The sequence below is a fragment of the Streptomyces sp. NPDC002671 genome, from assembly GCF_053592475.1.
In genome coordinates this window covers 345,722-370,820 of the sequence record NZ_JBSFVU010000002.1, presented here as the reverse complement: position 1 = coordinate 370,820, position 25,099 = coordinate 345,722, and the positions used below count along the sequence as shown (strand labels likewise).

Annotated in this window: 27 protein-coding genes; 15 read left to right on the top strand and 12 right to left on the bottom strand. The window is 72.2% G+C overall.

The window, feature by feature from the left end; genetic code table 11:
• Window positions 1-50: 50 nt before the first annotated feature.
• A complete protein-coding gene (locus ACWD35_RS04480; RefSeq protein ID WP_451349637.1) occupies window positions 51-1,595 on the bottom strand; it encodes a DUF4331 domain-containing protein in 1,545 nt (514 codons plus the stop codon).
• A gap of 207 nt (window positions 1,596-1,802) precedes the next feature.
• Here ACWD35_RS04480 and ACWD35_RS04475 point away from each other — a divergent pair, with 207 nt between their 5' ends.
• The 3 genes from ACWD35_RS04475 (at window position 1,803) to ACWD35_RS04465 (ending at window position 3,589) form a co-directional block, all read left to right on the top strand.
• Window positions 1,803-2,345 (top strand): sigma-70 family RNA polymerase sigma factor, encoded by a 543-nt coding sequence (locus ACWD35_RS04475; RefSeq protein ID WP_451349636.1) that lies wholly within the window; start codon window positions 1,803-1,805, stop codon window positions 2,343-2,345.
• Window positions 2,342-3,193 (top strand): anti-sigma factor, encoded by an 852-nt coding sequence (locus tag ACWD35_RS04470; RefSeq protein WP_451349635.1) that lies wholly within the window; start codon window positions 2,342-2,344, stop codon window positions 3,191-3,193. Before ACWD35_RS04475 ends, ACWD35_RS04470 begins: the two co-directional genes overlap by 4 nt.
• 126 nt (window positions 3,194-3,319) lie before the next feature.
• Window positions 3,320-3,589, top strand: a complete 270-nt coding sequence (locus ACWD35_RS04465; RefSeq protein ID WP_451349634.1) for a hypothetical protein — start codon at window positions 3,320-3,322, stop codon at window positions 3,587-3,589.
• Window positions 3,590-3,600: 11 nt separating this feature from the next.
• Here ACWD35_RS04465 and ACWD35_RS04460 read toward each other — a convergent pair whose 3' ends face one another.
• From ACWD35_RS04460 to ACWD35_RS04450, 3 genes are all read right to left on the bottom strand, one after another.
• Entirely contained in the window at window positions 3,601-4,797 is a 1,197-nt protein-coding gene (locus ACWD35_RS04460; RefSeq protein ID WP_451349717.1) for a CaiB/BaiF CoA transferase family protein, read from the bottom strand.
• Between the two features lie 131 nt (window positions 4,798-4,928).
• Window positions 4,929-5,711, bottom strand: coding sequence for an ABC transporter permease (locus tag ACWD35_RS04455; RefSeq protein ID WP_451349633.1), 783 nt, complete (start codon window positions 5,709-5,711; stop codon window positions 4,929-4,931).
• Window positions 5,708-6,694 carry an ATP-binding cassette domain-containing protein gene (locus ACWD35_RS04450; RefSeq protein WP_451349632.1) on the bottom strand — a complete coding sequence of 329 codons (987 nt, stop codon included), beginning with the start codon at window positions 6,692-6,694 and terminating at the stop codon, window positions 5,708-5,710. The genes ACWD35_RS04455 and ACWD35_RS04450 overlap by 4 nt, the downstream gene beginning before the upstream one ends.
• Window positions 6,695-6,757: 63 nt before the next feature.
• On the opposite strand from ACWD35_RS04450, the gene ACWD35_RS04445 reads away from it, so the two are divergent.
• Together ACWD35_RS04445 and ACWD35_RS04440 are read left to right on the top strand one after the other, a co-directional pair.
• The gene (locus tag ACWD35_RS04445) at window positions 6,758-7,480 is read left to right on the top strand and encodes a TetR/AcrR family transcriptional regulator C-terminal domain-containing protein (RefSeq protein WP_451349631.1); all 723 of its coding nucleotides are present in this window, start codon (window positions 6,758-6,760) and stop codon (window positions 7,478-7,480) included.
• Window positions 7,477-8,004, top strand: a complete 528-nt coding sequence (locus ACWD35_RS04440; RefSeq protein ID WP_451349630.1) for a nucleotidyltransferase domain-containing protein — start codon at window positions 7,477-7,479, stop codon at window positions 8,002-8,004. The genes ACWD35_RS04445 and ACWD35_RS04440 overlap by 4 nt, the downstream gene beginning before the upstream one ends.
• Here ACWD35_RS04440 and ACWD35_RS04435 read toward each other — a convergent pair.
• From ACWD35_RS04435 to hmgA, 3 genes are read right to left on the bottom strand one after another with little or no spacing between them, the layout of a single operon-like run.
• Window positions 8,001-9,158 carry a type ISP restriction/modification enzyme gene (locus tag ACWD35_RS04435; RefSeq protein ID WP_451349629.1) on the bottom strand — a complete coding sequence of 386 codons (1,158 nt, stop codon included), beginning with the start codon at window positions 9,156-9,158 and terminating at the stop codon, window positions 8,001-8,003. The two genes, ACWD35_RS04440 and ACWD35_RS04435, sit on opposite strands and share 4 nt — an antisense overlap.
• Before the next feature lie 25 nt (window positions 9,159-9,183).
• Entirely contained in the window at window positions 9,184-9,933 is a 750-nt protein-coding gene (locus tag ACWD35_RS04430; RefSeq protein WP_451349628.1) for a GntR family transcriptional regulator, read from the bottom strand.
• Between the two features lie 55 nt (window positions 9,934-9,988).
• The gene (hmgA, locus tag ACWD35_RS04425) at window positions 9,989-11,326 is read right to left on the bottom strand and encodes a homogentisate 1,2-dioxygenase (protein ID WP_451349627.1); all 1,338 of its coding nucleotides are present in this window, start codon (window positions 11,324-11,326) and stop codon (window positions 9,989-9,991) included.
• Between the two features lie 170 nt (window positions 11,327-11,496).
• On the opposite strand from hmgA, the gene ACWD35_RS04420 reads away from it, so the two are divergent.
• From ACWD35_RS04420 to ACWD35_RS04395, 6 genes are all read left to right on the top strand, one after another.
• Window positions 11,497-12,066: a hypothetical protein gene (locus ACWD35_RS04420; RefSeq protein ID WP_451349626.1), complete on the top strand. Its 570-nt coding sequence runs from the start codon at window positions 11,497-11,499 to the stop codon at window positions 12,064-12,066.
• Window positions 12,063-12,680, top strand: a complete 618-nt coding sequence (locus tag ACWD35_RS04415; RefSeq protein WP_451349625.1) for a TetR family transcriptional regulator — start codon at window positions 12,063-12,065, stop codon at window positions 12,678-12,680. Before ACWD35_RS04420 ends, ACWD35_RS04415 begins: the two co-directional genes overlap by 4 nt.
• 116 nt (window positions 12,681-12,796) lie before the next feature.
• On the top strand, window positions 12,797-15,079 hold the full coding sequence (locus ACWD35_RS04410) for a molybdopterin oxidoreductase family protein (protein WP_451349624.1): 2,283 nt from the start codon (window positions 12,797-12,799) through the stop codon (window positions 15,077-15,079).
• A 97-nt stretch (window positions 15,080-15,176) separates the two neighbouring features.
• On the top strand, window positions 15,177-15,980 hold the full coding sequence (locus ACWD35_RS04405) for a class F sortase (RefSeq protein WP_451349623.1): 804 nt from the start codon (window positions 15,177-15,179) through the stop codon (window positions 15,978-15,980).
• Between the two features lie 124 nt (window positions 15,981-16,104).
• Entirely contained in the window at window positions 16,105-17,493 is a 1,389-nt protein-coding gene (locus ACWD35_RS04400; RefSeq protein WP_451349622.1) for an aldehyde dehydrogenase family protein, read from the top strand.
• 15 nt (window positions 17,494-17,508) lie between these two features.
• Window positions 17,509-18,591 carry a Zn-dependent alcohol dehydrogenase gene (locus tag ACWD35_RS04395; RefSeq protein ID WP_451349621.1) on the top strand — a complete coding sequence of 361 codons (1,083 nt, stop codon included), beginning with the start codon at window positions 17,509-17,511 and terminating at the stop codon, window positions 18,589-18,591.
• A 4-nt stretch (window positions 18,592-18,595) separates the two neighbouring features.
• Here ACWD35_RS04395 and ACWD35_RS04390 read toward each other — a convergent pair whose 3' ends face one another.
• Window positions 18,596-19,537 carry a DMT family transporter gene (locus ACWD35_RS04390; protein WP_451349620.1) on the bottom strand — a complete coding sequence of 314 codons (942 nt, stop codon included), beginning with the start codon at window positions 19,535-19,537 and terminating at the stop codon, window positions 18,596-18,598.
• A gap of 56 nt (window positions 19,538-19,593) precedes the next feature.
• Window positions 19,594-20,235: a TetR/AcrR family transcriptional regulator gene (locus ACWD35_RS04385; protein ID WP_451349619.1), complete on the bottom strand. Its 642-nt coding sequence runs from the start codon at window positions 20,233-20,235 to the stop codon at window positions 19,594-19,596.
• 89 nt (window positions 20,236-20,324) lie between these two features.
• Between ACWD35_RS04385 and ACWD35_RS04380 the strand changes: the two genes are divergently transcribed.
• The 3 genes from ACWD35_RS04380 (at window position 20,325) to ACWD35_RS04370 (ending at window position 22,635) form a co-directional block, all read left to right on the top strand.
• The gene (locus ACWD35_RS04380) at window positions 20,325-21,476 is read left to right on the top strand and encodes an acyl-CoA dehydrogenase family protein (protein WP_451349716.1); all 1,152 of its coding nucleotides are present in this window, start codon (window positions 20,325-20,327) and stop codon (window positions 21,474-21,476) included.
• A gap of 116 nt (window positions 21,477-21,592) precedes the next feature.
• Window positions 21,593-21,880, top strand: a complete 288-nt coding sequence (locus tag ACWD35_RS04375; protein WP_451349618.1) for a YiaA/YiaB family inner membrane protein — start codon at window positions 21,593-21,595, stop codon at window positions 21,878-21,880.
• A gap of 113 nt (window positions 21,881-21,993) precedes the next feature.
• Window positions 21,994-22,635: a TetR/AcrR family transcriptional regulator gene (locus ACWD35_RS04370; RefSeq protein ID WP_451349715.1), complete on the top strand. Its 642-nt coding sequence runs from the start codon at window positions 21,994-21,996 to the stop codon at window positions 22,633-22,635.
• On the opposite strand, the gene ACWD35_RS04365 is transcribed toward ACWD35_RS04370, so the two are convergent.
• Window positions 22,626-23,087 carry a MaoC family dehydratase gene (locus ACWD35_RS04365; RefSeq protein ID WP_451349617.1) on the bottom strand — a complete coding sequence of 154 codons (462 nt, stop codon included), beginning with the start codon at window positions 23,085-23,087 and terminating at the stop codon, window positions 22,626-22,628. The two genes, ACWD35_RS04370 and ACWD35_RS04365, sit on opposite strands and share 10 nt — an antisense overlap.
• A gap of 110 nt (window positions 23,088-23,197) precedes the next feature.
• On the opposite strand from ACWD35_RS04365, the gene soxR reads away from it, so the two are divergent.
• Window positions 23,198-23,653 carry a redox-sensitive transcriptional activator SoxR gene (soxR, locus tag ACWD35_RS04360; protein WP_451349616.1) on the top strand — a complete coding sequence of 152 codons (456 nt, stop codon included), beginning with the start codon at window positions 23,198-23,200 and terminating at the stop codon, window positions 23,651-23,653.
• On the opposite strand, the gene ACWD35_RS04355 is transcribed toward soxR, so the two are convergent.
• On the bottom strand, window positions 23,637-24,353 hold the full coding sequence (locus ACWD35_RS04355; RefSeq protein WP_451349615.1) for a 3-keto-5-aminohexanoate cleavage protein: 717 nt from the start codon (window positions 24,351-24,353) through the stop codon (window positions 23,637-23,639). The two genes, soxR and ACWD35_RS04355, sit on opposite strands and share 17 nt — an antisense overlap.
• An 84-nt stretch (window positions 24,354-24,437) precedes the next feature.
• Complete coding sequence (locus ACWD35_RS04350; protein WP_451349614.1) at window positions 24,438-25,040, bottom strand: hypothetical protein; 603 nt, start codon at window positions 25,038-25,040, stop codon at window positions 24,438-24,440.
• Window positions 25,041-25,099: the final 59 nt, after the last annotated feature.

Sequence of the window (25,099 nt, the reverse complement as noted above, 5' to 3'; positions counted from 1 at the left end):
GCCCGCCGTGGGGGAGTGGGTACGGGCCGCGCCGGTCGGTGGGGTGGGGGTCAGTACGGGCGGTGCATGCGCCGGCGCCACCAGGCGAAGGCGGTGCCGATCAGCAGGATTCCGGCCGCGCCGGAGGCCGCCGAGCCCGCGATCAGCACGGTGTCGCTCGTACCGCCCGAGGACGCCCCGGCCGCCGGCCGCAACGCGTCACCGAGCTGGCTGCGCACGTCCGTACCCGAGGTCGTGCCCTTGGCAAGCGGGCCGCGCGAGCCGGACGTGGGCTCGGCGACGTACGGGAAGTACTTCTCGAACTTCTGGTCGTTCTGGTCCACGGCGTCGCCCAAGTCGTTCTTGGAGCCGACCAGTTCGCCCTCGACGACCTGCAGGGCCTCGTCCACCACGTCGTCGGTGAGCCGGCGGCCGTTCGGGAAGCCCGCGTTGTCGCCGTCCAGCACCCCGAGCCGCTTCGGATGCATGCTCGGTTTGATCGACGTGTTGAGGCGCAACTCCTCCGAAGGGCGCACGTTCGGGGGCTGGTTGAGGCCCTTGACGCCCTTGAGGAAGACGTCGACCAGGTCGTTGCGGGGCTCCGTGGGCGCCTTGATCTTGTAGATGGACTCGATCAGCTTCGGCAGTTCCGGGTTGGTGACGTTCTTCAGGAACTGCCCGTCGTCCCAGGGCTGCGACGCGTTGAACCGGTCCTTGTCCCGCTGCGGGTTGACCACCTCGTTGACCAGCGGGTTGCCGAGGCGCGAGACCTGCGAGTAGTACCCCTGTGCGTTCCGGCGCTGCGTGGTGGACCAGATGCCCACGACGGGCTGCCCGGATGACTCGCGGATCAGGTCGTTCGGGACCTGGAGGGCGATGGTGTTGACGTTGTAGCCCTTCAGCGTGTCCCGGCCGACCTCGGTGAGGTTGCCGCCGTACAGCAGGTCGAAGACCCGCAGATCCAGGAAGAAGGGGTCGTCCGCCTGCCCGGCGAAGGTGCTGGCCCCGCCGGCCGTCTTGTACACCGCCTGCGCGCGCAGCTTGCCGTAGTCCGGCATGGACGCCTTGCCCACGTTGGACGGCGCCACCGGCACGTCGTCGGCGAGCTTGGTCTTCGACACCACGTGCTGGTTCTTCAGCCGGATCAGGTCGAGGTCGTACGTCTGTGTGACGTTGAGGTCGGGGTCGGCCAGGTTCGTGACAGGGCCGGTGTTGTAGAGGAAGGTGTTCCCGTTCTTCGTGTGCGTCTTGAAGGTGTAGCGGAAGAGCAACTCGCCCTGCGCGTCACCGTTGTTGTCGATGTGGATGTCGTACTGGGCGTCGTCCGCGAACGTGTAGAAGTTGGGGCCGCCCGCGGGCTCCTCGAACGGGATCCAGTCGGCCACGATGGTGGTCGTGTCCGGCTTGTCCGGGCTGACGAACGCGTACAGGTCCGTGTTGTCGTACTGCGGGGTCCCCGAGATCAGCGGGGCCTCCCGGTGGGAGGAGGCGGAGGCCGCCCCGGGTTCCAGCGTGGCGACGCCGGCGGCTGCGAGCCCTCCGGCGGCCAGCGCACCACACAGGAGCGAGACCAGTCCCTTGCGACCCGCGCCGCTCCTGGAGAAGAGAGGTGTCATGCCGTCCGTCCTCAGTGCCAACTTGCCTGACGCCCCGGGATTCGGAGCCGGTGCCGGGGCGGATTGGTAGGCCGGGAAATTTTCTTTTCGCCCGCCGCACCCGCGTTTTCGGCCCGCTGATCCGTAACACCCACGGGAGGTGTGCGTTCGGTGCGGATGCGTGGGATCAGAGGACGGGCCGTCTGCGGCCACGGAGAGGGGGCACGGGTGGAGGCGGACGAGCTTCTGGTGCTCGTGGCGGGCGGCGACCAGACAGCCTTCGAGGACCTGTACGGACTGGTGTCCGGCCCGGTGTACGGGCTCGTACGGCGGGTCCTGCGCGACCCCGCCCAGTCCGAGGAGGTCGCCCAGGAGGTGCTGCTCGAACTCTGGCGCTCCGCCGCCCGGTTCGACCCCCGCAGGGGCAGCGCCCTGTCCTGGGTCCTCACCCTCGCCCACCGGCGGGCCGTCGACCGGGTGCGCAGCGCCCGCGCGGCCGGCGAACGCGAGCAGCGCGAGGCCCTGCGCGCCGGTGAACCCGCCTTCGACCAGGTCGCCGAGGAGGTCGAGGCCGGGCTGGAACGCGAATGGGTGCGCCGCTGCCTGGAGCGGCTCACCGCCCTGCAACGTCAGTCCGTCACCCTCGCCTACTACGACGGCTACACCTACCGTGAGGTGGCCGAGCGGCTCTCGCTGCCGCTGGGCACGGTCAAGACCCGGATGCGCGACGGACTCACGCGGCTGCGCGAGTGCCTGGGAGGTGCCGCATGAGCGTCCTCGGCCGGCTGCTGCGCCGGGAGGATCCGCACTCCCTCGCCGCGCCCTATGCCCTCGACGCCCTCGAACCCGGCGAGCGACGCCGTTTCGAGAAGCACCTCGCGCGCTGCGAGCACTGCGCCGCCGACGTGCGGGCCCTGTCCGAGGACGCGGTGCGCCTCGCCTGGTCCACGTCGGCGCCCGCCCCGCCCGCGCTGCGCGACCGCGTCCTGGCCGCCGTATGCACCACCCCGCAGGACTCGCCGGAGCAGACCTCCGCCCGGGAGCCCGCCCGGAAGCAGACCCCGGCCCGCGGGCGCGCCCGGCGACTGCCGCCGCACGTCTGGGGCACCCAGCCCCCGCCGTCACGCACCCGTACGCCCCGGACGCGCCCCCTGTTCGTGCCGCTCGCCACGGCGACCGCCGCGGCGGCCCTCGTCGTCGCCTCCCTCTTCGCGGTCCAGGCGCACCGCACCCAGGACCGGCTCGACGCCGAGCGGGCTCAGGCACGTGAGATCGCCCACGTTCTGGCCGCTTCCGACGCCCGCGCCGCCAGCAGCGAGGACGCCCGGGGCCGCAAGATCGGAGTGATTGCTTCCGTATCGCAGGGGCGGGCCGTCGTCACCCTGAGCGGATACGGCACCCCGCCCGCCGGCCGCGTCCGTCAGCTGTGGCTCTTGCGCCCCCATGTGCAACCGCGCTCCCTCGGGCTCCTCGCGGGGGACACGCCCTTGGTCGCCAAGGGGCTGGAGAAGTCCTCGATGTCACTCGCCGTAACCGTCGAGCCTGATGGTGGCTCAGTGCGGCCAACTGGTCAGCCGGTTGTCCAACTCACCTTGAAATCGGTCGGATTCGGAGAGTAGCCATAGCGGGTTGGTCAACCACCTTACGGGGAAGGTGAATCCTGTGACCGTGATACACGGGTGCTCCGCCCAGGCGATAGGGTTACTCTGCCCGGGCCGGGTGGACTCGTACGGGTGGGGAGTGACATGGAGCAGATAACGATGCGCAGCAGGGCCAGGGTCCCTGCTATCACCTGCGGGAGCAGCGCGACCAGTTCGCGTCTGGACCGTCATCTGTCGGTGCTGGCGGGTCCCGCCATACCGCAGCAGAAGACGGTCGAGGCGACGTCGCTGATGCTCGAACTGACCGCACGTGACACGGTGCGCCAGCACAGCGACCGGGGTACGCGGGTTCGCGGCGTCTCCCTGTTCGCGCCGCTGCGCCGACTGCGTCGTTCGCTGTTCGGCGGCCACTGAGGGGCCCGCGCTCAGGCCGCCACACCGTCCCGGCGCAACGCTGCGATTTCCTCGTCCGTCATCCCCACGGCATGCAGCAGCGCCTCGGTGTGCTGTCCGAGCGCGGGCACATCACCCATCCGTGCCTCGTCCCCGCCCGGCAGTGTGATGGGAGGCAGTAGCGCCCGCAACGGCCCGACCGGCGAACCCACCTCGCGCCACCGCTCCCTGGCCGCGAGCTGCGGATGCGCCGCCAGCTCGGGCAGGTCCCGGAGCCGGGCGCACGCGATGCCCGCCTTCTCCAGCCGCGCCAGCGCCTCCTCGGTGTCCAGTGCGCCCAGCGCCCCCGCGACCAGCTCGTCGGTGCGCTCCCGGTTCGCCACCCTTGCCGCGTTCGTCGCGTATACCGGATCCGTTCCCAGTTCCGGCCTGCCCATGACCTGTTCGGCCAGCCGCCGCCACTCCCGGTCGTTCTGCACCGACAGCAGCACCCGTCCGCCGTCCGCCGTCGCATAGGCGTCGTACGGCGCGATGACGGCGTGCGCGAGCCCGGTACGGGCCGGGGGCTCGCCGCCGTGCATCGCGTGGTGCAGCGGGTGCCCCATCCACTCGGCCAGCGCCTCCAGCATCGACACCTCCACCGGCCCGCCCCGCCCGGTCGTGCCGCGCCGCACCAGCGCGGCCAGCACCCCGGAGAACGCGTACATGGCCGCCGCGATGTCCGCCGCCGGAATCCCTGCCTTCACCGGCTGCCCGGGCGTCCCGGTCACCGACACCAGCCCGGCCTCGCACTGCACGAGCATGTCGTACGCCCGCTTGTCCGCGTACGGTCCCGAGCCGCCGTAGCCCGAGATGTCCACGGCGATCAGCCGCGGATGCGCTGCACAGAGCGTGGCCGCGTCCAGCCCGAGCCGGGCCGCCGCGCCGTGGGCGAGGTTCTGCACGAACACGTCCGCGTCCGCGATCAGCCGCCGTACGACGTCGAGGCCGCGCGGGTCCTTCAGATCGAGGGCGATGGACTCCTTGCCCCGGTTGCACCACACGAAGTGCGAGGCGAGACCGCGGGCCGCGGTGTCGTAGCCGCGCGCGAAGTCACCGCCGTCGACCCGCTCCACCTTGACGACCCGGGCCCCCAGATCGGCGAGCTGCCGGGTCGCGAAGGGCGCGGAGACGGCCTGCTCGACGGCGACGACGGTGATGCCCTCCAGGGGCAGCGGGACATGATCCATGGCCTGTTCCATGCGCTGGATCATGTCCCGCGACCGGCGCCTTTGTCAGTACCGCGTGCGGTACGCCTCACCGCCTGCCCGTGCCCGTGCCCGTGCCCGTGCCCGTGCCCGTGCCCGTGCCCGTGCCCGCGTCAGCGTTCGCCGTGTGCGTACCGGCGCACCGCGAGCGGCAGGAACACGGCGATGAGCGCGAGACTCCACGCCAGCGACCCGGCGACCGGGTGGGCCACCGGCCAGGCCGAGTCCGCCGGGATCGGCGCGTTGCCGAACAGGTGCCGCAGGGCCGTCGTCACCGCGCTGATCGGGTTCCACTCGGCGAGCGCGCGCAGCCAGGCGGGGAGGTTGCCGGTCGGGATGTACGCGTTGGACAGCAGGGGCAGCACGAAGGAGGAGGAGCCGAGCTGGCCCGCCGCCTCCTCGCTGCGGGTGAGCAGCCCCAGGAAGATCCCGGCGCAGGTGCAGGCGAACCGGAAGAGCAGCAGCAGCCCCACCGCCCCGGCCGCCGCGAGCGCGGACCCCTCGATCCGCCACCCCACGGCGAGCCCGACCAGCAGCAGCGGAACGGTTCCCACGGTCGTGACGACGAGGTCCGCGACCGCCTGCCCGAGGGGTACGGCGGCCCGGCTCACCGGCATCGTGCGGAACCGGTCCATCACCCCCCGGTGCGTGTCCTGGGCGGCCTGGAACATGCCGGTCATCAGCCCGCCGGCCGCCGTCGCCACCAGCAGACCGGGCACCAGGAAGGAGCGGTACTCGCGGCCGGGCATCGCCAGCGCGCTGCCGAACACATAACCGAAGAACAGCAGCATGTTGATCGGCATCATCTGGGTCAGGACGGCCAGCCCCGGGCTGTTGCGGACCCGCCGCAGCTGCCGTCCGGTCATCGCGAGACCGTCGTACGCCAACGCGCTCATGCCGCACACTCCTTGCTGCCGTGTTCCTTGCTGCCGTGCTCCTTGCCGTCGGCCGGTTCGCCGGTGAGCCGGAGGAAGACGTCGTCGAGGGTGGGCGGGCGCAGGCTCGCGTCCACCAACGGCACACCGGCCGCGTCGAGTTCGCGCACCAGCCGGGGCAGGGTCAGGGTCGGATCGGTGGTGACCGCGCCGACGGAGTTGCGCTCGCGGTCGAACACCGGCTCGCCGCCCGTGAGTTGATCGAGCACGGCGGCTGCCCGCACCAGCGCCTCGGGATGGGCGACGACGGCCTGAGCGAACGACCCGATGAGCGCCTTGAGTTCGCCGGGCGAGCCGGTGTGCGCGATCCGGCCACGGTCCATCAGGGCGATGTCGTCGGCCAGTTGGTCGGCCTCCTCCAGGTACTGCGTGGTCAGCACCACAGTCGTACCGTCCGCCTTCAGCTCCCGGACCGCCTCGTGAATACGGTTGCGGCTGGCCGGGTCGAGTCCGGTGGTCGGTTCGTCCAGGAAGAGCACCTCGGGCCGCCGGATCAGACTCGCGGCGAGGTCCAGCCGGCGCCGCATGCCGCCGGAGTAGGTGGCCGCCTTCCGGTCCGCCGCCTCGGTGAGCCCGAAGCGCTCCAGCAGCTCACGGGCGCGCTCGGCAGGCCCCCGGACCCGGTGCAGCCGCGCGAACAGGCGCAGGTTCTCCCGGCCGGTGAGGTCCCCGTCGACCGAGGCGTACTGCCCCGTGACCCCGATCCGCTCCCGTACGGCCGCCGCCTCCCGCACCAGATCGTGCCCCGCCACCCGGGCCGAGCCCCCGTCGGGCCGCAGCAGCGTGGTCAGCAGCCGCACGGCCGTCGTCTTCCCTGCCCCGTTCGGCCCGAGCAGACCGCACACCGTGCCCCGGGCCACGGCCAGATCCAGGCCCTGCACGGCCCGCACAGCAGCGAAGCGCTTCTCCAGACCCTCACTAAGTACAGCGTACGTAGTAGTCATGGGGTGACCATAGCGCACTACGTACGGTGTACGTAACTACGATGGTGGCCGAGGTGATGACCGATGGCAGTCCGAGGGGCCGTACCCGAGGTGATCTGGGCCCGCCCCGAGCGCACGGGCAGGGGGCCGAAGCCGGCGTACACGCGCGACGACATCGCCGCAGCGGCCGTCCGGATCGCCGACGCGCAGGGGCTCGACGCGGTGTCGATGCGGCACGTGGCGGCCGAACTGGGCTGCGGCACCATGTCGCTGTACAACTACGTCCCCCGCAAGGAGGACCTGTACGAGCTGATGGTGGACGCGGTCAGCGCGGAGCACGCCTCGTGGGAGCCGAGCGGCGACTGGCGGGCCGACCTGCTCCGCGTCGCGCACCAGACCCGCGCGCTGATGCACCGCCACCCGTGGCTGCCGCGCCTGATGTCCCCGGTCTACGGCTTCAGTCCGCACGCCCTGCGCTACCTGGAGCACTGCCTGGCCTGCCTCGACCCGCTGGAGGCGTCCTCCGGTGCCAAGTTGGAACTGATCGCGATGCTCAACGGCGTCGTGACGACCTACGTCCGCAACGAACTCGACACCGCCGAACGGGTCCGCGCCCTGCCGTGGTCGGAGGAGGAGGAGAACGCGGCCCGGATCGCCTACCTGGGCAGCCAGATCGCCTCCGGCGCGTATCCGAGAATGGCGGCGGCGTTCACGGCGGACCCCGGCCCGGTCGACATGGAGGCGGTGTTCCAGCGGGCGCTGGAACGGGTCCTCGACGGGTTCGACCCGGAGCGGGGAGCCCGGTGAACCAGGACCGCTCCGGTCGTCAACTCGCTTTGATCGCAGAGACGTTGGAGGCCGCCCGTCGCTGCGGCATCGAGCTGTGGCTGCGCGGCGGCTGGGCGATGGACTTCTACCTCGGCGAGGTCACGCGCGAGCACGGTGACATCGACTGGTTCGCCTGGGCCCTGGATGCGGCACCCCTGCGCACGGCCCTGACCGGCCTCGGCCACCGCCCGGTGCCCGGCCCGCCCCCCGAACTCCAGCTCGACTTCGCAAAGGACGGCCTGGACAGCAGCTTCACCCTGCTGGACCGGGACGCCGCGGGCCGCGTGACGGTCGCAGGCGGCCCCTGGGCCGGAACGCCCTGGCCGGACGGGCTGCTCGACGCCGGGCCGGGGTGTATCGGCGAGCTGGTGGCGCCGATCGTCAGCCCGCACGCCCAGATCGAGATCAAGCGCATGATGCCGGTCTGGGACCCCTCCCGGCCCCGCCGCGCCAAGGACGCCGAGGACATCGCCCGGCTGGAGGCCGCCCTGCGCAGCCGCTAGAGCAACGCGAACTGGCCCTCCGGGCCCTCCTCGGGGTGGTCGAGGACCGAGGCGGGGCGGCGGGACGAGTCCGGCGGGGGGAGGATGCCCGCGCGGCTCAGTTCGGTCGCCGTGAGGGTCGAGGTCGTCTTCGCCTGCAACTCCGCGCGCAGGGGACGGAGTTCCGCCAGCAGGGCCAGGACCGTGATCAGTTCCAGGAGTTCCGACGTCCAGGTCTGCGGCCAGGTCGCGGAGCGGATCGCGGCGAGGGTGCCCGGCTCGGCGGGGGCCGTGCGCGCCGCGAACCAGGCCTCCAGGACGCGGACTCCGGCCACCTCGTAGTCCCAGGCCTGCGGCGGGACGGGGGAGACGCGGCCCTCGTCCAGGTGCAGGGTCTCCTCGTCGCGGTCGTAGTGGAGGGTCAAGGGAAGCGTGGGCAGGGGCGAGCGGACGTAGGGGCGGCGGCCACCCGGCAGCTTGGGACGCTCGCCGTCGCGGCGCAGCAGCCACAGTGTGCGGTGGCCCAACTCCACTCCCGTTGCCCAGAGTTCGGCGTCCTCGGTGAGCGGGACGGAGAGGTCGGGGCGGATCGCGGTGAGGATCCAGGCCAGCACGTCCGGCGGTGTCACCGGCCTGCCCAGCCTGGCCGTCAGGTGGTCCAGCAGGCCCGGCGCCAGGTTGGGTTCCGTGCCGCCCGGGCGGCGGTACAACGGGCGGACGCGGCCGGTGCGGAGGGTGGGGAGCAGCGCGGTCGCGAGCACCGGCTCCTCGCCGGCCGTCTCGGCGACGAACACCTGCTGCTCGTCAGCCACCCGCCACAGCTCCGGCCGGGCCGAGTCGATCAGCCGGTGGTCGGGGATCAGCCACTGCTCGTCGAAGGGCGCCGCCAGGACCCGTACCGGCTCGGCGCAGGGGCCCTCGGCGCGTGCCAGCCGCTCCGTGCCGCTGGAGCGGCCCGGCAGCTGGCCCACCGCCGAGTGGAGCGTGCGGGCGCGGGTCGGCTCGAACAGGCTCTCCCGGTCCGGCCCTTCGGCCTTCAGCAGGGAGTCCCAGCGGGCCTTCAGGGAAGCGGGGTCGGGTGCCGTCGGCCAGGCGCGGCCCGGCCGCATGGGTGCGACGGACCACGGCATGAGGTCCGCCAGCGGCGGAGCGTCGTCGTGCGTCACGCTCGGCATGGTACGGCCTGACCGCGCCCCGGGATCAGGTGGCGTCCAGCGTGACCGTGAAGGAGAAGCGGTCGCCCCGGTAATGGATGACCGCCACGTCCAGCACCCGTCCGTCGGTGTCGTACGTCACGCCCGTGTAGTGCAGGATCGGGCTGAGCAGCGGCACTTGGAGCAGCCGGGCGGTCTCCGGGTCGGCGAGCCGGGCCTCTACGGTGTCCGTGATGCGGCTGATGTCCGCCTTGACGACGTCCCGCAGCACCTTGGTCATCGGCCAGCGGACCAGATCGTCCAGGTCGATGCGCTCGGCCAGTTCGGGGCGGACGTGGTTGACGGCGTGGTTGGTCGGCTCGCCGGTCTTCTCGTCGCTGCGCAGCCGGTGGTACGTCGCCACCTCGGCGAGGTCCGGGAAGTACTCGGTGAGTTCGCCCGGCACGGGGGCCGTGCCGTGGTCCAGCAGCTCGGTCGTCATCCCGGACTGCTGGGCCACGATCGCGTCCACCGAGCCCAGCAGCCGCACCGGGGCGGCCCGCCGGACGCCGGGCTCGATGAACGTGCCGCGCCGCCGGTGCCGGCTGATCAGCCCCTCGTCCTCCAGCTCCTTCAGCGCCTGCCGCATGGTCAGCACGCTGACCCCGTAGTGCTCCGCCAGCTGCTCCTCGGTGGGCAGGCGCAGCGGGTCCCGGGGCGAGCGGCCGAGGATCGAGGCGCGCAGCGACTGTGACACCTGATACCAGAGCGGCAGCTTGCGGTTCAGGACGATCGAATCCGGAGCGAAGGAGGTCACTGGGCTATCCGTATCTGGTGATGAACGGTCAGCGCAATGCCGGCGGACGGAGTGGTCATGGCATGCGGAAGTGCCGTTCGAGACCCTGCCACACGTCGTCGTAGCGCTGCTGGAGGTGGTCCGCCCCGGCGGCCTGCGGGGTGAGGGTCACCGGCCAGCGGGTCTCGAACATGAACGCCAGGCCGTCGTCGATCTTCTGCGGCTTCAGCTCGGCCGCACTCGCCCGGTCGAAGGTCTCCCGGTCCGGGCCGTGCGCCGACATCATGTTGTGCAGCGAGCCGCCGCCCGGCACGAAGCCCTCGGCCTTCGCGTCGTAGGCGCCCTCGATCAGGCCCATGTACTCGCTCATCACGTTCCGGTGGAAGTACGGCGGCCGGAACGTGTCCTCGCCCACCAGCCAGCGCGGCGCGAAGACCACGAAGTCGACGCCGGCCAGCCCCGGGGTGTCGGACGGGGACGTCAGGACCGTGAAGATGGACGGGTCCGGGTGGTCGTACGAGATGGTGCCGATCACATTGAAACGGCGCAGATCATAGACGTACGGCACATGGTTGCCGTGCCAGGCGACCACATCGAGGGGGGAGTGGTCGTACGTGGCCGTCCACAGGTTGCCGCAGAACTTGTTCACCACCTCCACCGGGCCGTCCACGTCCTCGTACGCGGCGACCGGCGCCCGGAAGTCGCGGGCGTTGGCGAGCCCGTTGGCCCCGATCGGTCCGAGGTCGGGGAGCTGGAACGGCGCCCCATAGTTCTCGCACACATAGCCGCGCGCCGTCGGGCTCTGCCCGCCATCAGATGCGGTGTCCAGCAGCTCCACGCGGAAGCGCACCCCACGCGGGATCAGCGCCACGTGGGCCGGCTCCACATGGAGCCTGCCGAACTCGGTGTGCAGCAGCAGCCCGCCGCGCTCCGGCACGATCAGCAGCTCGCCGTCGGCGTTGCTGAACACGCGCTCCATCGACGAGTTGGCGTGGTAAATGTGCACGGCGATGCCGGTGCGCTGGGCCGCGTCGCCGTTGCCGCCCAGCGTCCACAGGCCGCCGACGAAGTCGGTCCCCGCGGGTGGCTCCGGCAGCGGGTTCCAGCGCAGCCGGTTCGGGTCGGGCACCGCCTCCGCGAAGGGGGCCGTGCGGATCGCGCCGTTGTCGATGCGGGTGAACGCCGGGTGCGCGGCCGACGGGCGGATGCGGTACAGCCAGGACCGGCGGTTGTGTGCCCGCGGCTCGGTGAACGCCGTACCGCTCAGCTGCTCCGCGTACAGGCCGAGCGGCGCGCGCTGCGGCGAGTTGCGGCCCTCGGGCAGGGCACCCGGCATCGCCTCCGAGGCGTGTTCATTGCCGAACCCGGACAGATACGACAGTCCCTCGGCGATCTTCCGCGCGTCCGCGCTCATGCTCGCTCCCTTGCGACCTTGCGACGCTGATACCTGACTGATTCCTATGTATCACCGTAGGAATGTAGGAGTGCGGACGCAAGAGGACCTCTGCTCCTCCCTCCGGGGTAGGAGGAGAACCAGACTTCAGGGGGATTCGGGTGTCGGAGGGGTGTTCTAGTCTCCGGTGCATGTCATGGACGTCGTGGACCCGTAGCTCCCTCACCGTGCTCGCGGTCTGCCTCCTGCTGCCGTTCGGCGTGGCGGGCTGCGGGGCCGGCGAGGCCCACGGGAGCGGCGGCGCCGTGTCCTCCTCACCGGTGGGCAAGGTCCTGGACGACACCGACGAGACCGGCCGGCACCTGCGCGAGGTCGGCAAGCACGACGCGCCCCAGGTCGGCGTCGAGGTCACCCCCGACTCCGTCGGCGGCTGGGACGTCCGGCTGACGTTCCAGCACTTCCGCTTCTCCGCCACCGGCGCGAAGCCGAAGGCGGTGTCCGGGCGCGGCCTCGCCTACCTCTTCGTCGACGGCCGACGCGTAGCCCGGCTGCACACCCCCGAATTCCACCTGGCCGGCCGCCTGGTCCCGCGCGGTACCCACCACGTCACCGCCCGCCTGTACGCCGACGACGGCACCGTGTGGGCCGTGCGCGGCAGGAAGGTCGAGAGCACCGCCGACATAACGGCGTCCGGCGCGGACGCGGACCGGGTTCACCCTCTGGGACGAGGTTCACCGGATCCCGGCGGAAAGGCATCATGAGGTCCGTGCCCCACGCCACCTCGCTCCGCCGCGCCCCCGTCCAACGCCGCAGCACCGAGCGGCTGACCAGAATCCTCGACGCCTGTGCCGACCTGCTGGACGAGGTCGGATACGACGCCCTGAGCACCCGGGCCGTCGCCCAGCGCGCCGAAGTGCCCATAGGCTCCGTCTACCGCTTCTTCGGCAACAAACGGCAGATGGCCGACGCCCTCGCCCAGCGCAACCTGGAGCGGTACGCGGAGCGGGTCACCGAGCGCCTGAAGGAGGTGCGCGGCGGCGACTGGCGTGCCGCCATGGACGCCGTGCTGGACGAATACCTGAGCATGAAACGCACCGCGCCCGGCTTCTCCCTCGTGGACTTCGGCAACCAGATCCCGGTCGGCGTCCGGCTGGCCGAGCCCAACATCCGGGTCGCCGACCGCCTCACCGAACTGCTCTCCGGCTACCTCGGCCGCACCCCCGACGAGGACCTGCGCCGCGTCTTCCTCGTCGCCGTGGAGAGCGCGGACACCCTCGTGCAGCTCGCGTTCCGCCTCGCCCCCCAGGGGGACGAGGCGATCATCGGCGAGACGCGGGAGCTGCTGCGGGCGTACCTGGGGCGCGTCCTCGACTGAGCCTCGGCCCGGGGTGGCTGTAGGGGCTCCCCTCCATGCCTACTGGTCGGTATGCTCACCCCCGAGCCTGCCTGAACGCGCTCGCCCGGCACCGCCGCCGACAACCGGGAGGACCCGTGTCCCGCACCGCCCTGCGAATCTGCCCCCTGTGCGAGGCCACCTGCGGGCTGACCCTCACCATCGAGGGCACCCGCGTCACCGGCGCCCGCGGCGACCGCGAGGACGTCTTCAGCAAGGGGTTCATCTGCCCGAAGGGCGCCTCCTTCGGCGCCGTCGACGGCGACCCCGACCGGCTGCGTACCCCGCTCGTCCGCGAGGACGGCGCCCTGCGCGAGGCCACCTGGGAGGAGGCCTTCGACGCCGTCGCCGCCGGGCTGCGCCCGGTCGTGGAGCGGTGCGGCGCCGACTCCGTGGGCGTGGTCCTCGGCAACCCCAACACGCACACCATGGCCGGCGCCCTCTACCCGCCGGTCCTGCTCGGCGCGCTGCGCACCCGCAGCCTGTTCACCGCCTCCACGGTCGACCAGATGCCCAAACACGTCTCCAGCGGGCTGCTGTTCGGCGACGCCAACGCCATCCCGGTGCCCGACCTCGACCACACCGACCATCTGCTCCTGATCGGCGCCAACCCCCTGGAATCCAACGGGAGTCTGTGCACCGCGCCCGACTTCCCGGGCAAGCTCAAGGCGCTCAGGGCCCGCGGCGGCACCCTCACCGTCATCGACCCGCGCCGTACCCGCACGGCGAAACTCGCCGACCGGCACCTCGCGATCCGCCCCGGCACCGACGCCCTGCTGCTCGCCGCGATGGCCACCGTGCTGTTCGAGGAGAACCTGGCCGACCTCAAGGACCTCGCACCGCACGTGCAGGGAGTGGACGAAGTGCGGGACGCCCTCCGGGAGTTCACCCCCGAGGCCGTCGCCGGGGCCTGTGACGTCGACGCGGACCTCATCCGCACCCTCGCCCGCGAACTCGCCGCCGCCCCCACCGCCGCCGTCTACGCCCGCATCGGCAGCTGCACCGTCCCGCACGGCACCCTGGCCAGCTGGCTGGTCGACGTCCTCAACATCCTCACCGGCAACCTCGACCGGCCCGGCGGCGCCCTCTTCCCGCAGGCCGCCACCGACAAAACGCCCCGCCCGGCCGGCCCCGGCCACGGCTTCGCGCTCGGCCGCTGGCACTCCCGGGTACGGCAACACCCCGAGGTCAAGAGCGAGTTGCCGCTCTCCGCGCTGGCCGAGGAGATCGACACCGCGAGCGACGAGGGCGAGCCGGTCCGGGCGCTCATCGTCCTCGCCGCCAACCCGGTGCTGTCGGCACCCGACGGCGACCGCCTCGACAAGGCCCTGGGCACACTGGACTTCATGGTCAGCGTCGACCCGTACCTGAACGAGACCTCGCGCCATGCGGACGTCGTCCTGCCGCCGCCCCCGCCCTCCCAGAGCCCGCACCACGACTTCGCCTTCAACACCCTCGCCGTGCGCAACCAGGTCCGCTACACCCGGCCCGCCGTCCCGCTGGAGCCCGGCCGTATGGCCGAGTCCGAGATCCTCGCCCGGCTGATCCTGGCCGCGACGGGCATGCACGGCGCCGACCCGGCCGCCGTCGACGCGATGGTGATCGACCAGACCCTCGGCAAGGCCGTCCGGGAGTCCCACTCCCCGGTGCACGGCCGCGACCCGGAGGAACTCGCCGCGCAGCTCACCGGCGATACCGGTCCCGAGCGGCGGCTCGACCTGATGCTGCGCCTCGGCCCGTACGGCGACGGCTTCGGCGCCCGGCCCGACGGGCTGACCCTGGACAAGCTGCTCGCCCACCCGCACGGCATCGACCTCGGCCCGCTGCGCCCGCGCCTGCCGCAGCCGCTGAAGACCGTGAGCGGCAAGACAGAGCTGCTGCCCGGGCCGATCGCCGGCGACCTGCCCCGGCTGCACGCGGCCCTGCGCGAACGCCCCGCCGGGCTGCTCCTCGTCGGGCGCCGCCAGCTGCGCTCCAACAACAGCTGGATGCACAACGTGCCCGCCCTGACCGGCGGCAGCAACCGCTGCACCGTGCACATCCACCCCGAGGACGCGGCACGCCTCGGCGTCCAGGACGGGGCGGACGTACGCGTGAAGGGCGCCGGGGGAGAGGTGATCGCACCGGCCGAGGTCACCGACGGCGTCCGGCCGGGCGTGGTGAGTGTGCCGCACGGCTGGGGCCACGACCGCCCCGGCACCCGCCTGACCCACGCGGCCACCGTCCCGGGTGTCAACGTCAACCAGCTCCTCGACGGCAGCCTGCTCGATCCGCTGTCGGGCAACGCGGTCCTCAACGGGGTGCCCGTCGAGGTCGCCGCGCTCCGGTTCGGGGGCGCGCTCGCCGTTGAGCCGGAAGGGCCATATCCGAGCGGTTTCTGACGGGGGCTCGGCACCGCTTCCGGGCGGGCCAAGGTCAGGTGACACAGAGTCAGGCATGGCAGATTGTATGAAAATCGCCTGATTCGGAGTGTGGTTCATGCCGACCCCGTTCCTGCCTCGCCGCGCCGCCGCCCTGGGCGTGCGGCGCGGCCGGGCCCGCAGGCCGTGGCACCGGACGCGCGCCTACCGCCTGGCCCGCACGGTCGCCCTGACCGTCGTCCTGGCGGTGAGCGGCGCCCGGTGCGCGGGCGGCGGCGGCCCCACTACGGACTCCGGCGCGACCGGCATCCACGCGGGCGCCCGGGGCGGTGCGCAGGCTTCGGGGGACCGCGCACCGACCGGGCGGGCGAGCGCGACCCCCGCCGGGCGGCCAAGTACCACCCCCGCCACGCCGACCCCTCGTCCCCCCGCCCCCAGTCCCCACCCCCTGCCCCGCTCCCGCGCCACCGCCCTCGCCATCCCCTACCTGAGCGTCCACGCCCCGGTCATGGGTCTCCGCCTGGACCGTGAGCACCGCATGACCGCCCCGCCGGACGACGATCCGAAGCTGGTCGGCTGGTACCAGGACGGCCCCTCCCCGGGCGAGCGGGGCACCGCCGTCGCCGTCGGCCATCTCGACACCGGCACCGGACCCGCCGTCTTCGCGGGCCTGTCCCGGCTGAGCCCCGGTCGCGTCATCGAGGTCCGGCGCGCCGACGGCCGTACCGCCGTCTACACCGTGGACGCCGTCCGCACCTTCGAGAAGTCCCACTTCCCCGACCGCGAGGTCTACGGCGACCGGGGCCGCCCCGAACTGCGGCTGATCACCTGCGGCGGCACCTACCACCGCCGCACCGGCCACGCCGGCAACGTGGTCGTCTTCGCCCACCTCGCGGCCGTCCGCGCGGCGGGCGCACACTGAAACCCCACCCCGAGGAGTGATCGCCCGCCGCCCTGGCGATGATGACCTGGTACGTCTGGCGCAGAAAAACTATCGTCGCTAGTTTATGTGTCGGACGAGGTGAGCACGCCGGGAGGAAAGCAGCATGAAGGCACACGACGGGCTGTACATCGACGGCACCTGGCGACCCGCCGAGAGCCGGGACGCGATCGAGGTCGTGAACCCGGCCGACGAACAGGTCATCGCACGGGTCCCGGCGGGCGGCGCCCTGGACGTCGACACCGCCGTACGCGCGGCGCGCGCCGCCCTGCCCGGCTGGGCGGCCACGCCCCCCGCCGAGCGGGCCGCCCGCCTGGCTGCGCTGCGGGACGCGCTCGTGGCCCGCAAGGACGAGATCGCCGAGACCGTCACCGCCGAACTCGGCTCCCCGCTCCCGTTCTCGCAGACCGTGCACGCGGGCGTGCCGATCGCCGTCGCGGGCTCCTACGCCGAACTGGCCGCGGCCCACTCCTTCGAGGAGCGGGTCGGCAACTCGACCGTCCTGCACGAGCCGATCGGCGTCGTCGGCGCGATCACCCCCTGGAACTACCCGCTGCACCAGATCGTCGCCAAGGTCGCCCCGGCGCTCGCCGCGGGCTGCACGATCGTCCTCAAGCCCGCCGAGGACACCCCGCTCACGGCCCAGCTCTTCGCCGAGGCCGTGCACGAGGCGGGCGTCCCGGCCGGTGTGTTCAACCTGGTCACCGGGTACGGCCCGGTCGCCGGGCAGGCGCTCGCCGAGCACCCGGGCGTCGACCTGGTCTCCTTCACCGGCTCCACGGCGGTCGGCCGGCAGATCGGCGCGGTGGCGGGGGCTGCCGTGAAGAAGGTCGCCCTCGAACTCGGCGGCAAGTCCGCCAACGTGATCCTGCCCAGCGCCGACCTCGCCAAGGCGGTGAACGTCGGCGTCGCCAACGTGATGTCCAACTCCGGCCAGACATGCAGCGCCTGGACCCGCATGCTGGTCCACACCGACCGGTACGACGAGGCGGTCGAGCTGGCCGTGGCCGCCGCCGCCAAGTACGGCGACCGCATCGGCCCGGTCGTCAGCGCCAAGCAGCAGGCCCGCGTGCGCGGTTACATCGAGAAGGGCATCGCCGAGGGCGCCCGTCTGGTCGCCGGCGGCCCCGAATCCCCGTGTGAGCAGGGCTACTTCGTCAGCCCGACCGTCTTTGCCGACGTGACACCAGGCATGACGATCGCCCAGGAGGAGATCTTCGGCCCGGTCCTCAGCATCATCCGTTACGAGGACGAGGACGACGCCCTGCGCATCGCCAACGACACTGTCTACGGCCTCGCCGGCGCCGTCTGGGCCGGTGAGGAGGCCGAGGCCGTGGCCTTCGCCCGGCGCATGGACACCGGCCAGGTCGACATCAACGGCGGCCGGTTCAACCCCCTCGCCCCCTTCGGCGGTTACAAGCAGTCCGGCGTCGGCCGGGAACTCGGCGCGCACGGACTCGCCGAGTACCTCCAGACCAAGTCCCTCCAGTTCTAAGGAAGTCCGCGAGCCATGGCTGTACGAGCCGCCGTCCTGCCCGCCATCGGCGCCCCGCTGGAAATCACCGGCATCGAGCTGCCCGACCCGGGCCCCGGACAGGTCCGGGTCCGCCTCGCCGCCGCCGGGGTCTGCCACTCCGACCTGTCCCTGTCCAACGGCACCATGCGGGTGCCGGTCCCGGCGGTCCTCGGCCACGAGGGTGCCGGCACCGTCGTGGCCGTGGGGGAGGGGGTCACGCACGTGGCCCCCGGCGCCCCCGTGGTCCTCAACTGGGCGCCCTCCTGCGGGCGTTGCCACGCCTGCGGACTCGGCGAGGTCTGGCTGTGCGCCAACGCGATGAACGGCGCCGCCGACGTCTACGCCCGCACCACCGACGGCACCGACCTCCACCCCGGCCTGAACGTCGCCGCGTTCGCCGAGGAGACGGTGGTCGCCGCGTCCTGCGTGTTGCCCCTGCCGGACGGGGTGCCGCTCACCGACGCCGCCCTCCTCGGCTGCGCCGTTCTCACCGGCTACGGCGCCGTCCATTACTCGGCGCGGGTCCAACCCGGCGAGACGGTCGCGGTGTTCGGCGTCGGCGGTGTCGGCCTGGCCACCCTCCAGTCGGCGCGTATCGCCGGCGCGTCCCGGATCATCGCGGTCGATGTCTCCCCCGCGAAGGAGGAGCTGGCCCGCGCGGCCGGCGCCACCGAGTTCGTGCTCGCCTCCGAGAACACCGCGCGCGAGATCCGCGCCCTCACCGGCAAGCAGGGTGTGGACGTCGCCGTGGAGTGCGTCGGCCGGGCGGTCAGCATCCGCGCCGCCTGGGACTCCACGCGCCGGGGCGGCCGTACGACCGTCGTCGGCATCGGCGGCAAGGACCAGGAGGTCACCTTCAACGCCCTGGAGCTCTTCCACTGGGGCCGCACCCTGTCCGGCTGCGTCTACGGCAACACCGACCCGGCCCGTGACGTGCCGGTGCTCGCCGAGCACGTACGCGAGGGCCGCCTCGACCTTTCCGCCCTGGTCACCGAACGCATCGGCCTGGAGGGCATCCCGGCCGCGTTCGACAACATGCTGGCGGGCAAGGGCGGCCGGGCGCTGGTGGTGTTCTGACGGCTCAGGACACCTTCTCGGGTCGCGGCTCCCCGGCCGCGACCCGCCGCTCCTGCCCGCTCGCCCGGGACCGGGACACCGCCACGCCCGCGAGACACAGCACCCCGCCCGCGAGGGTGAGCGCCTTCGGCACCTCGCCGAGCGCCAGCCACGACATCAGCACCACCAGCGCCGGAACGGCGTACGTCGTCGCGCCCAACCGGCTGGCGGTGGTCCGGGCCAGGGCGTAGGCCCAGGTCGTGAAGGCGAGAGCGGTCGGAAAGACGCCCAGATACACCATGTTGAGGGTCGCCGACGCGGGCGCGTGGGCCGCCTCGCCCACCAACTGCCCGGCGAACGGCAGACAGACGACGGCCCCGACGAGACACCCGAAGGTCGTCACCTGCAGGGCGCCGGCCTCCCCCAGGGCGGGCTTCTGCGCGACGACCCCGGCGGCGTACGTCACCGCCGCGAGCAGACACAGCACCACCCCGAGCACCGAGGACCCGCCCCCGGCCGACATCGACAGCCCCACGGTCACGGCACCGGCGAACGACACCGCCATCCCCGCCAGCAGCCGGGGCGGCATCGGATCCCCGAGCAGCCGGGCGCCGAGCAGGGCTATGAGCAGCGGCCCGACGTTCACGACGAGCGCCGCCGTACCGGCGTCGACCTGCTGCTCACCCCAGTTCAGGACGACCATGTAGACCCCGAACCACAGCACCCCGGACACTCCGATGCCCCGCCACGCGGACCTCGGCGGCCACCCCTCCCGCCGTACGAGGCACATGACCCCCAGCACGAGGCTCCCCGCGAGCAGCCGCCCGAGCGCCAGCGCGCCCGGTGAGTAGACGTCCCCCGCGCTGCGGATCGCCACGAAGGCGGAGGCCCACAGCACGACGGAGACAACTGCCGCACCGGCGGCGAGGATCGACTGACGTGGGGCGGCGTTCGTCTTGGCGGTCATGCGCCCCAGCATGGGGTACGGACGCTTCGGCGGTCGCCGGATTTTCGCGACGGCGGCTACCCGCCCTGCCGTACCTGTTCGTACTGCTGCGCCAGCCCGTCCAGCAGCGCCGTCAGCCCCGTCTCGAAGGCGCGGGCGTCGATCTTCTCCTGCTGCTCGGCCAGCAGGTGCGCCTGCCCGAGGTGGGGGTAGTCGGCGGGGTCGTACGCGCTCGCGTCGTCCACGAAGCCGCCCGCGAAGGAGCTGAGCGCGGAGCCCATGATGAAGTACCGCATCAGCGCGCCGATGGAGGTCGCCTGAGCGGCCGGCCAGCCCGCCTCGACCATCGCGCCGTACACCGCGTCGGCGAGGCGCAGCGCGGCGGGACGGCGGCCGGGACCCCGGGCGAGGACCGGGACGATGTTCGGGTGGTCACGCAGGGCGGCCCGGTAGGAGACGGCCCAGTCGTGCAGCGCGGTCCGCCAGTTCCGGCCGTCCTCGAACATCGACAGGTCGACTTGTGCGCTCACCGAGTCGGCGACCGCCTCCAGGATCTCGTCCTTGGTGCGGAAGTGGTTGTACAGCGAGGGCCCGCTCACTCCCAGCTCGGCGGCGAGCCGCCGGGTGGAGACGGCCGCCAGGCCCTCCGTGTCCACGAGTGCCCGTGCCGTCTCGACGATCCGGTCGGTGCTGAGGAGGGGCTTGCGTGGTCGGGCCATGGCGCACATAGTAGGGCTGCACACGCAAACTAGCAGTGCTAATTTAAATGTACGGATTTCAAGATCGTCTGGTGTGGGGTGATCGCGTGGTGAACCTGGAGCTGAGCGAGGAGCAGGCCGCCGTCCGGCAGCTCGCCCGGGACTTCGTGGAGCGCGAGATCGCCCCGCACGTCGTCGCCTGGGACCGCGCCGAGGAGGTCGACCGGGGGATCGTGAAGAAGCTCGGCGAGGTCGGCTTCCTGGGTCTGACCATCGACGAGGAGTACGGCGGCTCCGGCGGCGACCACCTCGCGTACTGCCTGGTGACCGAGGAACTGGGCCGCGGGGATTCGTCGGTGCGCGGGATCGTGTCCGTCTCCCTCGGCCTCGTCGCCAAGACCGTCGCCGCCTGGGGCAGCGAGGAACAGAAGCGGCGGTGGCTGCCGGGGCTGACCGCCGGCGCGTACGTCGGCTGCTTCGGGCTCACCGAGCCCGGCACCGGCTCCGACGCGGGCAACCTCACCACCCGCGCGGTGCGCGACGGCGACGACTACGTCATCAACGGCAGCAAGATGTTCATCACGAACGGCACCTGGGCCGACGTCGTGCTGCTCTTCGCCCGCTCCACGGACGCCCCCGGTCACAAGGGCGTCTCCGCCTTCCTCGTGCCCACCGCCACCCCCGGCCTCAGCCGCCGCACCCTCCACGGCAAGCTCGGCCTGCGCGGCCAGGCCACCGCCGAACTGGTGCTGGAGGACGTCCGGGTGCCCGCCGCGGCGCTGCTCGGCGAGGAGGGCAAGGGCTTCTCCGTCGCCATGTCCGCGCTCGCCAAGGGACGGATGTCGGTGGCCGCGGGCTGCGTCGGCCTGGCCCAGGCCGCGCTGGACGCGGCCGTCCGGTACGCCGGGGAGCGGGAGCAGTTCGGCAAGCCCATCGCCCACCACCAGCTGGTGCAGGAGCTGATCAGCGACATCGCCGTCGACGTGGACGCGGCGCGCCTGCTGACCTGGCGGGTCGCCGATCTGATCGACCGCGGGCAGCCGTTCGCCGTCGAGTCCTCCAAGGCCAAGCTGTTCGCCTCCGAGGCCGCCGTCCGCGCCGCCAACAACGCCCTTCAGGTCTTCGGCGGTTACGGCTACATCGACGAGTACCCGGCCGGCAAACTCCTGCGCGACGCCCGCGTGATGACCCTCTACGAGGGCACCAGCCAGATCCAGAAGCTCCTCATCGGGCGTTCCCTGACCGGGGTTTCGGCGTTCTGAGCACGTGAGTGCATGAGTGCATGAGTGCGTGAGTGCATGAGTGCGTGAGTGTCTGAGTACGTGTCTGAGTATCCCGGCGGATGTGGCGCGGGCCACGTCCGGCGGATGCTCGTCCCATGAGTGACACACCCGTCAAGCAGCAGAGCACGGCCGCCTTCTACGGTCAGGCCGTCGCGTCCTTCTCGGTCGCCATGGCCGCCACCGCCGTCGGCATCTACCAGCTGAGCGCCGACGCCTGGGTGCGCGCCTTCCTGGCCATCGCCGTCCTCTACCTCGTCACGTCCGCCTTCACCCTCGCCAAGGTGGTCCGCGACCGCCAGGAGGCCGGGCAGATCGTCAGCCGCGTCGACCAGGCGCGGCTGGAGAAGCTCCTCGCCGAGCACGACCCCTTCGAAAAGATCTGAAGGCTCCGACAAGTATTGGCTGATCTTTTCGCCTCGCTCCCGGCGGCCACACTAAGCGCCCGCTCACCTTCGGCGGTATGGTGGTGCTCCTGACCGAGAGGGGCGAGCGAGCGATGAGTACGGCGGAGGAGACGACCGGCGGCGAGGTCGAGCCGTGGGACGAGGTCACCCCTGACGCGGCCCGGCGGCTGCTCGTCGCCGCGGTGGAGGCCTTCGCCGAGCGCGGCTACCACGCGACGACGACCCGTGACATCGCCGGCCGCGCCGGCATGAGCCCGGCGGCGCTCTACATCCACTACAAGACCAAGGAAGAGCTGCTCCACCGGATCAGCCGGATCGGCCACGACAAGGCCCTCGACATCCTGCGCACGGCCGCGCGGCGCGAGGGCAGCGCCACCGAGCGGCTGGCCGACGCCGTCAGCTCCTTCGTCCGCTGGCACGCCGGACGGCGCACCACCGCGCGGGTCGTCCAGTACGAGCTGGACGCGCTCGGCCCGGAGGCCCGCGCGGAGATCGTCGCGCTGCGCCGCCAGGTCGACGCCGAGGTGCGCGGGATCATCGAGGACGGCGTGGCCTCGGGCGAGTTCGACGTGCTGGACGTGCACGGCACCACGCTCGCCGTGCTGTCGCTGTGCATCGACGTGGCCCGCTGGTTCACCGTGGACGGCCCGCGCACCCCCGAGCAGGTCGGCGCACTCTACGCCGACCTCGTGCTGCGGATGGTGGGGTCGAACCAGGCCGCGCCTCAGACGTAGTACCGGACGACCGACTCCGCGACACAGACGGGCTTGTCGCCGCCCTCGCGCTCCACGGTGAAGGCGACGGTCACCTGGACGCCGCCCTTCACCGCCTCGACGCCGGTGATCGTCGCGGTGGAGCGCAGCCGGGAGCCGACCGGGACGGGGGCGGGGAAACGGACCTTGTTCGTCCCGTAGTTGACGCCCATCTTCACGCCCTCGACCTGCATCAGCTGCGGGCCGAAGATCGGCAGCAGGGAGAGGGTGAGATAGCCGTGCGCGATGGTCGTCCTGAACGGCCCCGCGGCGGCCTTCTCCGGGTCCACGTGGATCCACTGGTGGTCCCCGGTGGCCTCGGCGAACAGATCGATCCGCTTCTGGTCGACCTCCAGCCAGTCCGTGTAGCCCAGCTGCTCGCCCACGGCAGCCTTCAGCTCGTCGGGGGAGGTGAAGGTCCTCGGCTCTGCCATCTTCCCGGCCTCTCACTCGCGCTCGCATCTCTAAGCAACTGCTTAGCATGCTCGGGTGGAGGGTCGATGTCAACGGCTCTTCGCCCGAACCGGTGGGTAGTCTTGGAGGAGTGCCCCAGCTTCCCGAGAAGATCCACGAGCTGACCGTCGGCCAGTTGTCCGCGCGCAGTGGCGTCGCCGTGTCCGCCCTGCACTTCTACGAGGCCAAGGGCCTGATCCGCAGTCGCCGCACCTCCGGCAACCAGCGCCGCTACAGCCGTGACACCCTGCGCCGGGTGGCCTTCGTCCGGGCGGCCCAGCGGGTCGGGATCCCCTTGGCCACGATTCGCGAGGCCCTCGCCCAGCTCCCCGAGGAGCGCACCCCCACCCGTGAGGACTGGGCCCGTCTCTCCGAGGTGTGGCGCTCGGAACTCGACGAGCGCATCAAGCAGCTCAACCGCCTGCGCAACCACCTGACGGACTGCATCGGCTGCGGGTGCCTGTCCCTGGACACCTGTGTCCTGTCCAACCCGGACGACGTGTTCGGTGAACGGCAGTCCGGATCGAGGCTCATGGTGGAGCGGTAGGCGGCAGCGCCTCCCTCACCAACTCGGCGTTGGAGCGGGCGGGTCGGCCGTCCGGCAGGACCAGGGTGTCCTCCAGGCCGATGCGCGTGGCCAGGCCCAGGCGTCCGGCCAGCCCCAGCACCGGCCAGGTGCCGCCATCCTCGCCGTGCAGCAGCACCGGACGGCCGTGTGCCGTGCCGATGGCGGCCAGCAGGGCGTGGGCCGAGGCCTCGGCGGTCGCCGGGTCCGGGTCGGTCACCGCCGCCAGCACCCGCAGCACCCTCGGTGCCAGCGGTGAGCGCGTGAACCGCTCCGCCCCGTCGGTGCCGGACCTGAGGCCCGCCTCGACGCCGATGCCCAGGCCGAGCAGCTGCTCGGCCAGCTTCTCGGCGCCCGGCTCATGCCGGTTGACCGAGGCGAAGTCGGGCAGCACGGTCCAGCCGCGCACCCTGGCGAGCCGCGCGTCCGGGTCGGGCTCGGCCCAGGCGCCGGTGGTCACCCCGACCGGCACGCGCACCCGCGCCCGTAGCGCGTGGAGCGTCGGTGCGAGCACCCGCGGGGACAGACTGTCGTGCCCGCAGGGCGTCTTGGGGTGGACATGGATCTCTGTGGCCCCGGCCGCGACAGCCTCCGCCGCCGACCCGGCCATGTCCTGCGGGGACAACGGCACCCGCGCGCCGTCGGCGGCCGTGCGGCGCCCGTTCAGACATACCTGCACCATGACTCGATGGTGCCGGACAGCACTGACAAGGACACCGCTGACAAGGGGTGCCTCCCCCGGCGCACCCCCGGTTCGATCCGCTGGTCAGGCAGACATCAGCAGTTGTTCACGCCTGGCGTAGGCCAGGGCTTGGGGTGTGAGCACGGGACGGGGAACCAGGATTCCGCAGTCCGTGCAGACCGGACCGGACGAAGGCTCGTGGTCCAGGCCGTACTTCCAGATGAGGCGCTCGCCGCCGCACACCGGGCAGCACCCGCCCGGTACCCGCCGCAGGGCGGCGATCAGCCGGCGCAGCACCTCCGCCAGGGGTTCGTCGGGATGCACCCGCGGATCGTCGCACCAGGCGACCCCGAACCCGCCCCAGGTCAGCCGGTGCCAGTCGTCCACGCTGCCCGGCCGCCGCAGCCCGTCGTGCTTCTCTCGCCTGCGGCGCTCGGTGAACTCGGTCTCGTAGGCGAGCCAGACGGTACGCGCCTCCTCCAGCTCCTCGAGCGCGGCCACCAGCCGCACGGGGTTGGGGGAGCGGTCCTCGGGGCCGAAACCCGCCCGGGAGCACAGATGGTCCCAGGTCGCCCGATGCCCGTAAGGGGCGAACTTCTCAAGGCACTTGCGCAGGGAGTACCGCCGCAGCGCCAGGTCACAGTCCGGGTCGCGTACCTGTCTCGCCAGACTCCGGAAACCGGCCATCGCCTTGCACCTCCGTTACACCTGCACCTGTACTTCGGTCACTTCGGCGTCACTGCACG

Excerpts from the sequence above, each read along its gene's own strand:
- ACWD35_RS04480 (WP_451349637.1), bottom strand. The coding sequence starts at position 1,595 with ATGACACCTCTCTTCTCCAGGAGCGGCGCGGGTCGCAAGGGACTGGTC.
- ACWD35_RS04470 (WP_451349635.1), top strand. The coding sequence starts at position 2,342 with ATGAGCGTCCTCGGCCGGCTGCTGCGCCGGGAGGATCCGCACTCCCTC.
- ACWD35_RS04465 (WP_451349634.1), top strand. The coding sequence starts at position 3,320 with ATGGAGCAGATAACGATGCGCAGCAGGGCCAGGGTCCCTGCTATCACC.
- ACWD35_RS04460 (WP_451349717.1), bottom strand. The coding sequence starts at position 4,797 with ATGGATCATGTCCCGCTGCCCCTGGAGGGCATCACCGTCGTCGCCGTC.
- ACWD35_RS04455 (WP_451349633.1), bottom strand. The coding sequence starts at position 5,711 with ATGAGCGCGTTGGCGTACGACGGTCTCGCGATGACCGGACGGCAGCTG.
- ACWD35_RS04450 (WP_451349632.1), bottom strand. The coding sequence starts at position 6,694 with ATGACTACTACGTACGCTGTACTTAGTGAGGGTCTGGAGAAGCGCTTC.
- ACWD35_RS04445 (WP_451349631.1), top strand. The coding sequence starts at position 6,758 with ATGGCAGTCCGAGGGGCCGTACCCGAGGTGATCTGGGCCCGCCCCGAG.
- ACWD35_RS04435 (WP_451349629.1), bottom strand. The coding sequence starts at position 9,158 with ATGCCGAGCGTGACGCACGACGACGCTCCGCCGCTGGCGGACCTCATG.
- hmgA (WP_451349627.1), bottom strand. The coding sequence starts at position 11,326 with ATGAGCGCGGACGCGCGGAAGATCGCCGAGGGACTGTCGTATCTGTCC.
- ACWD35_RS04420 (WP_451349626.1), top strand. The coding sequence starts at position 11,497 with ATGTCATGGACGTCGTGGACCCGTAGCTCCCTCACCGTGCTCGCGGTC.
- ACWD35_RS04415 (WP_451349625.1), top strand. The coding sequence starts at position 12,063 with ATGAGGTCCGTGCCCCACGCCACCTCGCTCCGCCGCGCCCCCGTCCAA.
- ACWD35_RS04405 (WP_451349623.1), top strand. The coding sequence starts at position 15,177 with ATGCCGACCCCGTTCCTGCCTCGCCGCGCCGCCGCCCTGGGCGTGCGG.
- ACWD35_RS04400 (WP_451349622.1), top strand. The coding sequence starts at position 16,105 with ATGAAGGCACACGACGGGCTGTACATCGACGGCACCTGGCGACCCGCC.
- ACWD35_RS04395 (WP_451349621.1), top strand. The coding sequence starts at position 17,509 with ATGGCTGTACGAGCCGCCGTCCTGCCCGCCATCGGCGCCCCGCTGGAA.
- ACWD35_RS04390 (WP_451349620.1), bottom strand. The coding sequence starts at position 19,537 with ATGACCGCCAAGACGAACGCCGCCCCACGTCAGTCGATCCTCGCCGCC.
- ACWD35_RS04385 (WP_451349619.1), bottom strand. The coding sequence starts at position 20,235 with ATGGCCCGACCACGCAAGCCCCTCCTCAGCACCGACCGGATCGTCGAG.
- ACWD35_RS04375 (WP_451349618.1), top strand. The coding sequence starts at position 21,593 with ATGAGTGACACACCCGTCAAGCAGCAGAGCACGGCCGCCTTCTACGGT.
- ACWD35_RS04370 (WP_451349715.1), top strand. The coding sequence starts at position 21,994 with ATGAGTACGGCGGAGGAGACGACCGGCGGCGAGGTCGAGCCGTGGGAC.
- ACWD35_RS04365 (WP_451349617.1), bottom strand. The coding sequence starts at position 23,087 with ATGGCAGAGCCGAGGACCTTCACCTCCCCCGACGAGCTGAAGGCTGCC.
- ACWD35_RS04355 (WP_451349615.1), bottom strand. The coding sequence starts at position 24,353 with ATGGTGCAGGTATGTCTGAACGGGCGCCGCACGGCCGCCGACGGCGCG.
- ACWD35_RS04350 (WP_451349614.1), bottom strand. The coding sequence starts at position 25,040 with ATGGCCGGTTTCCGGAGTCTGGCGAGACAGGTACGCGACCCGGACTGT.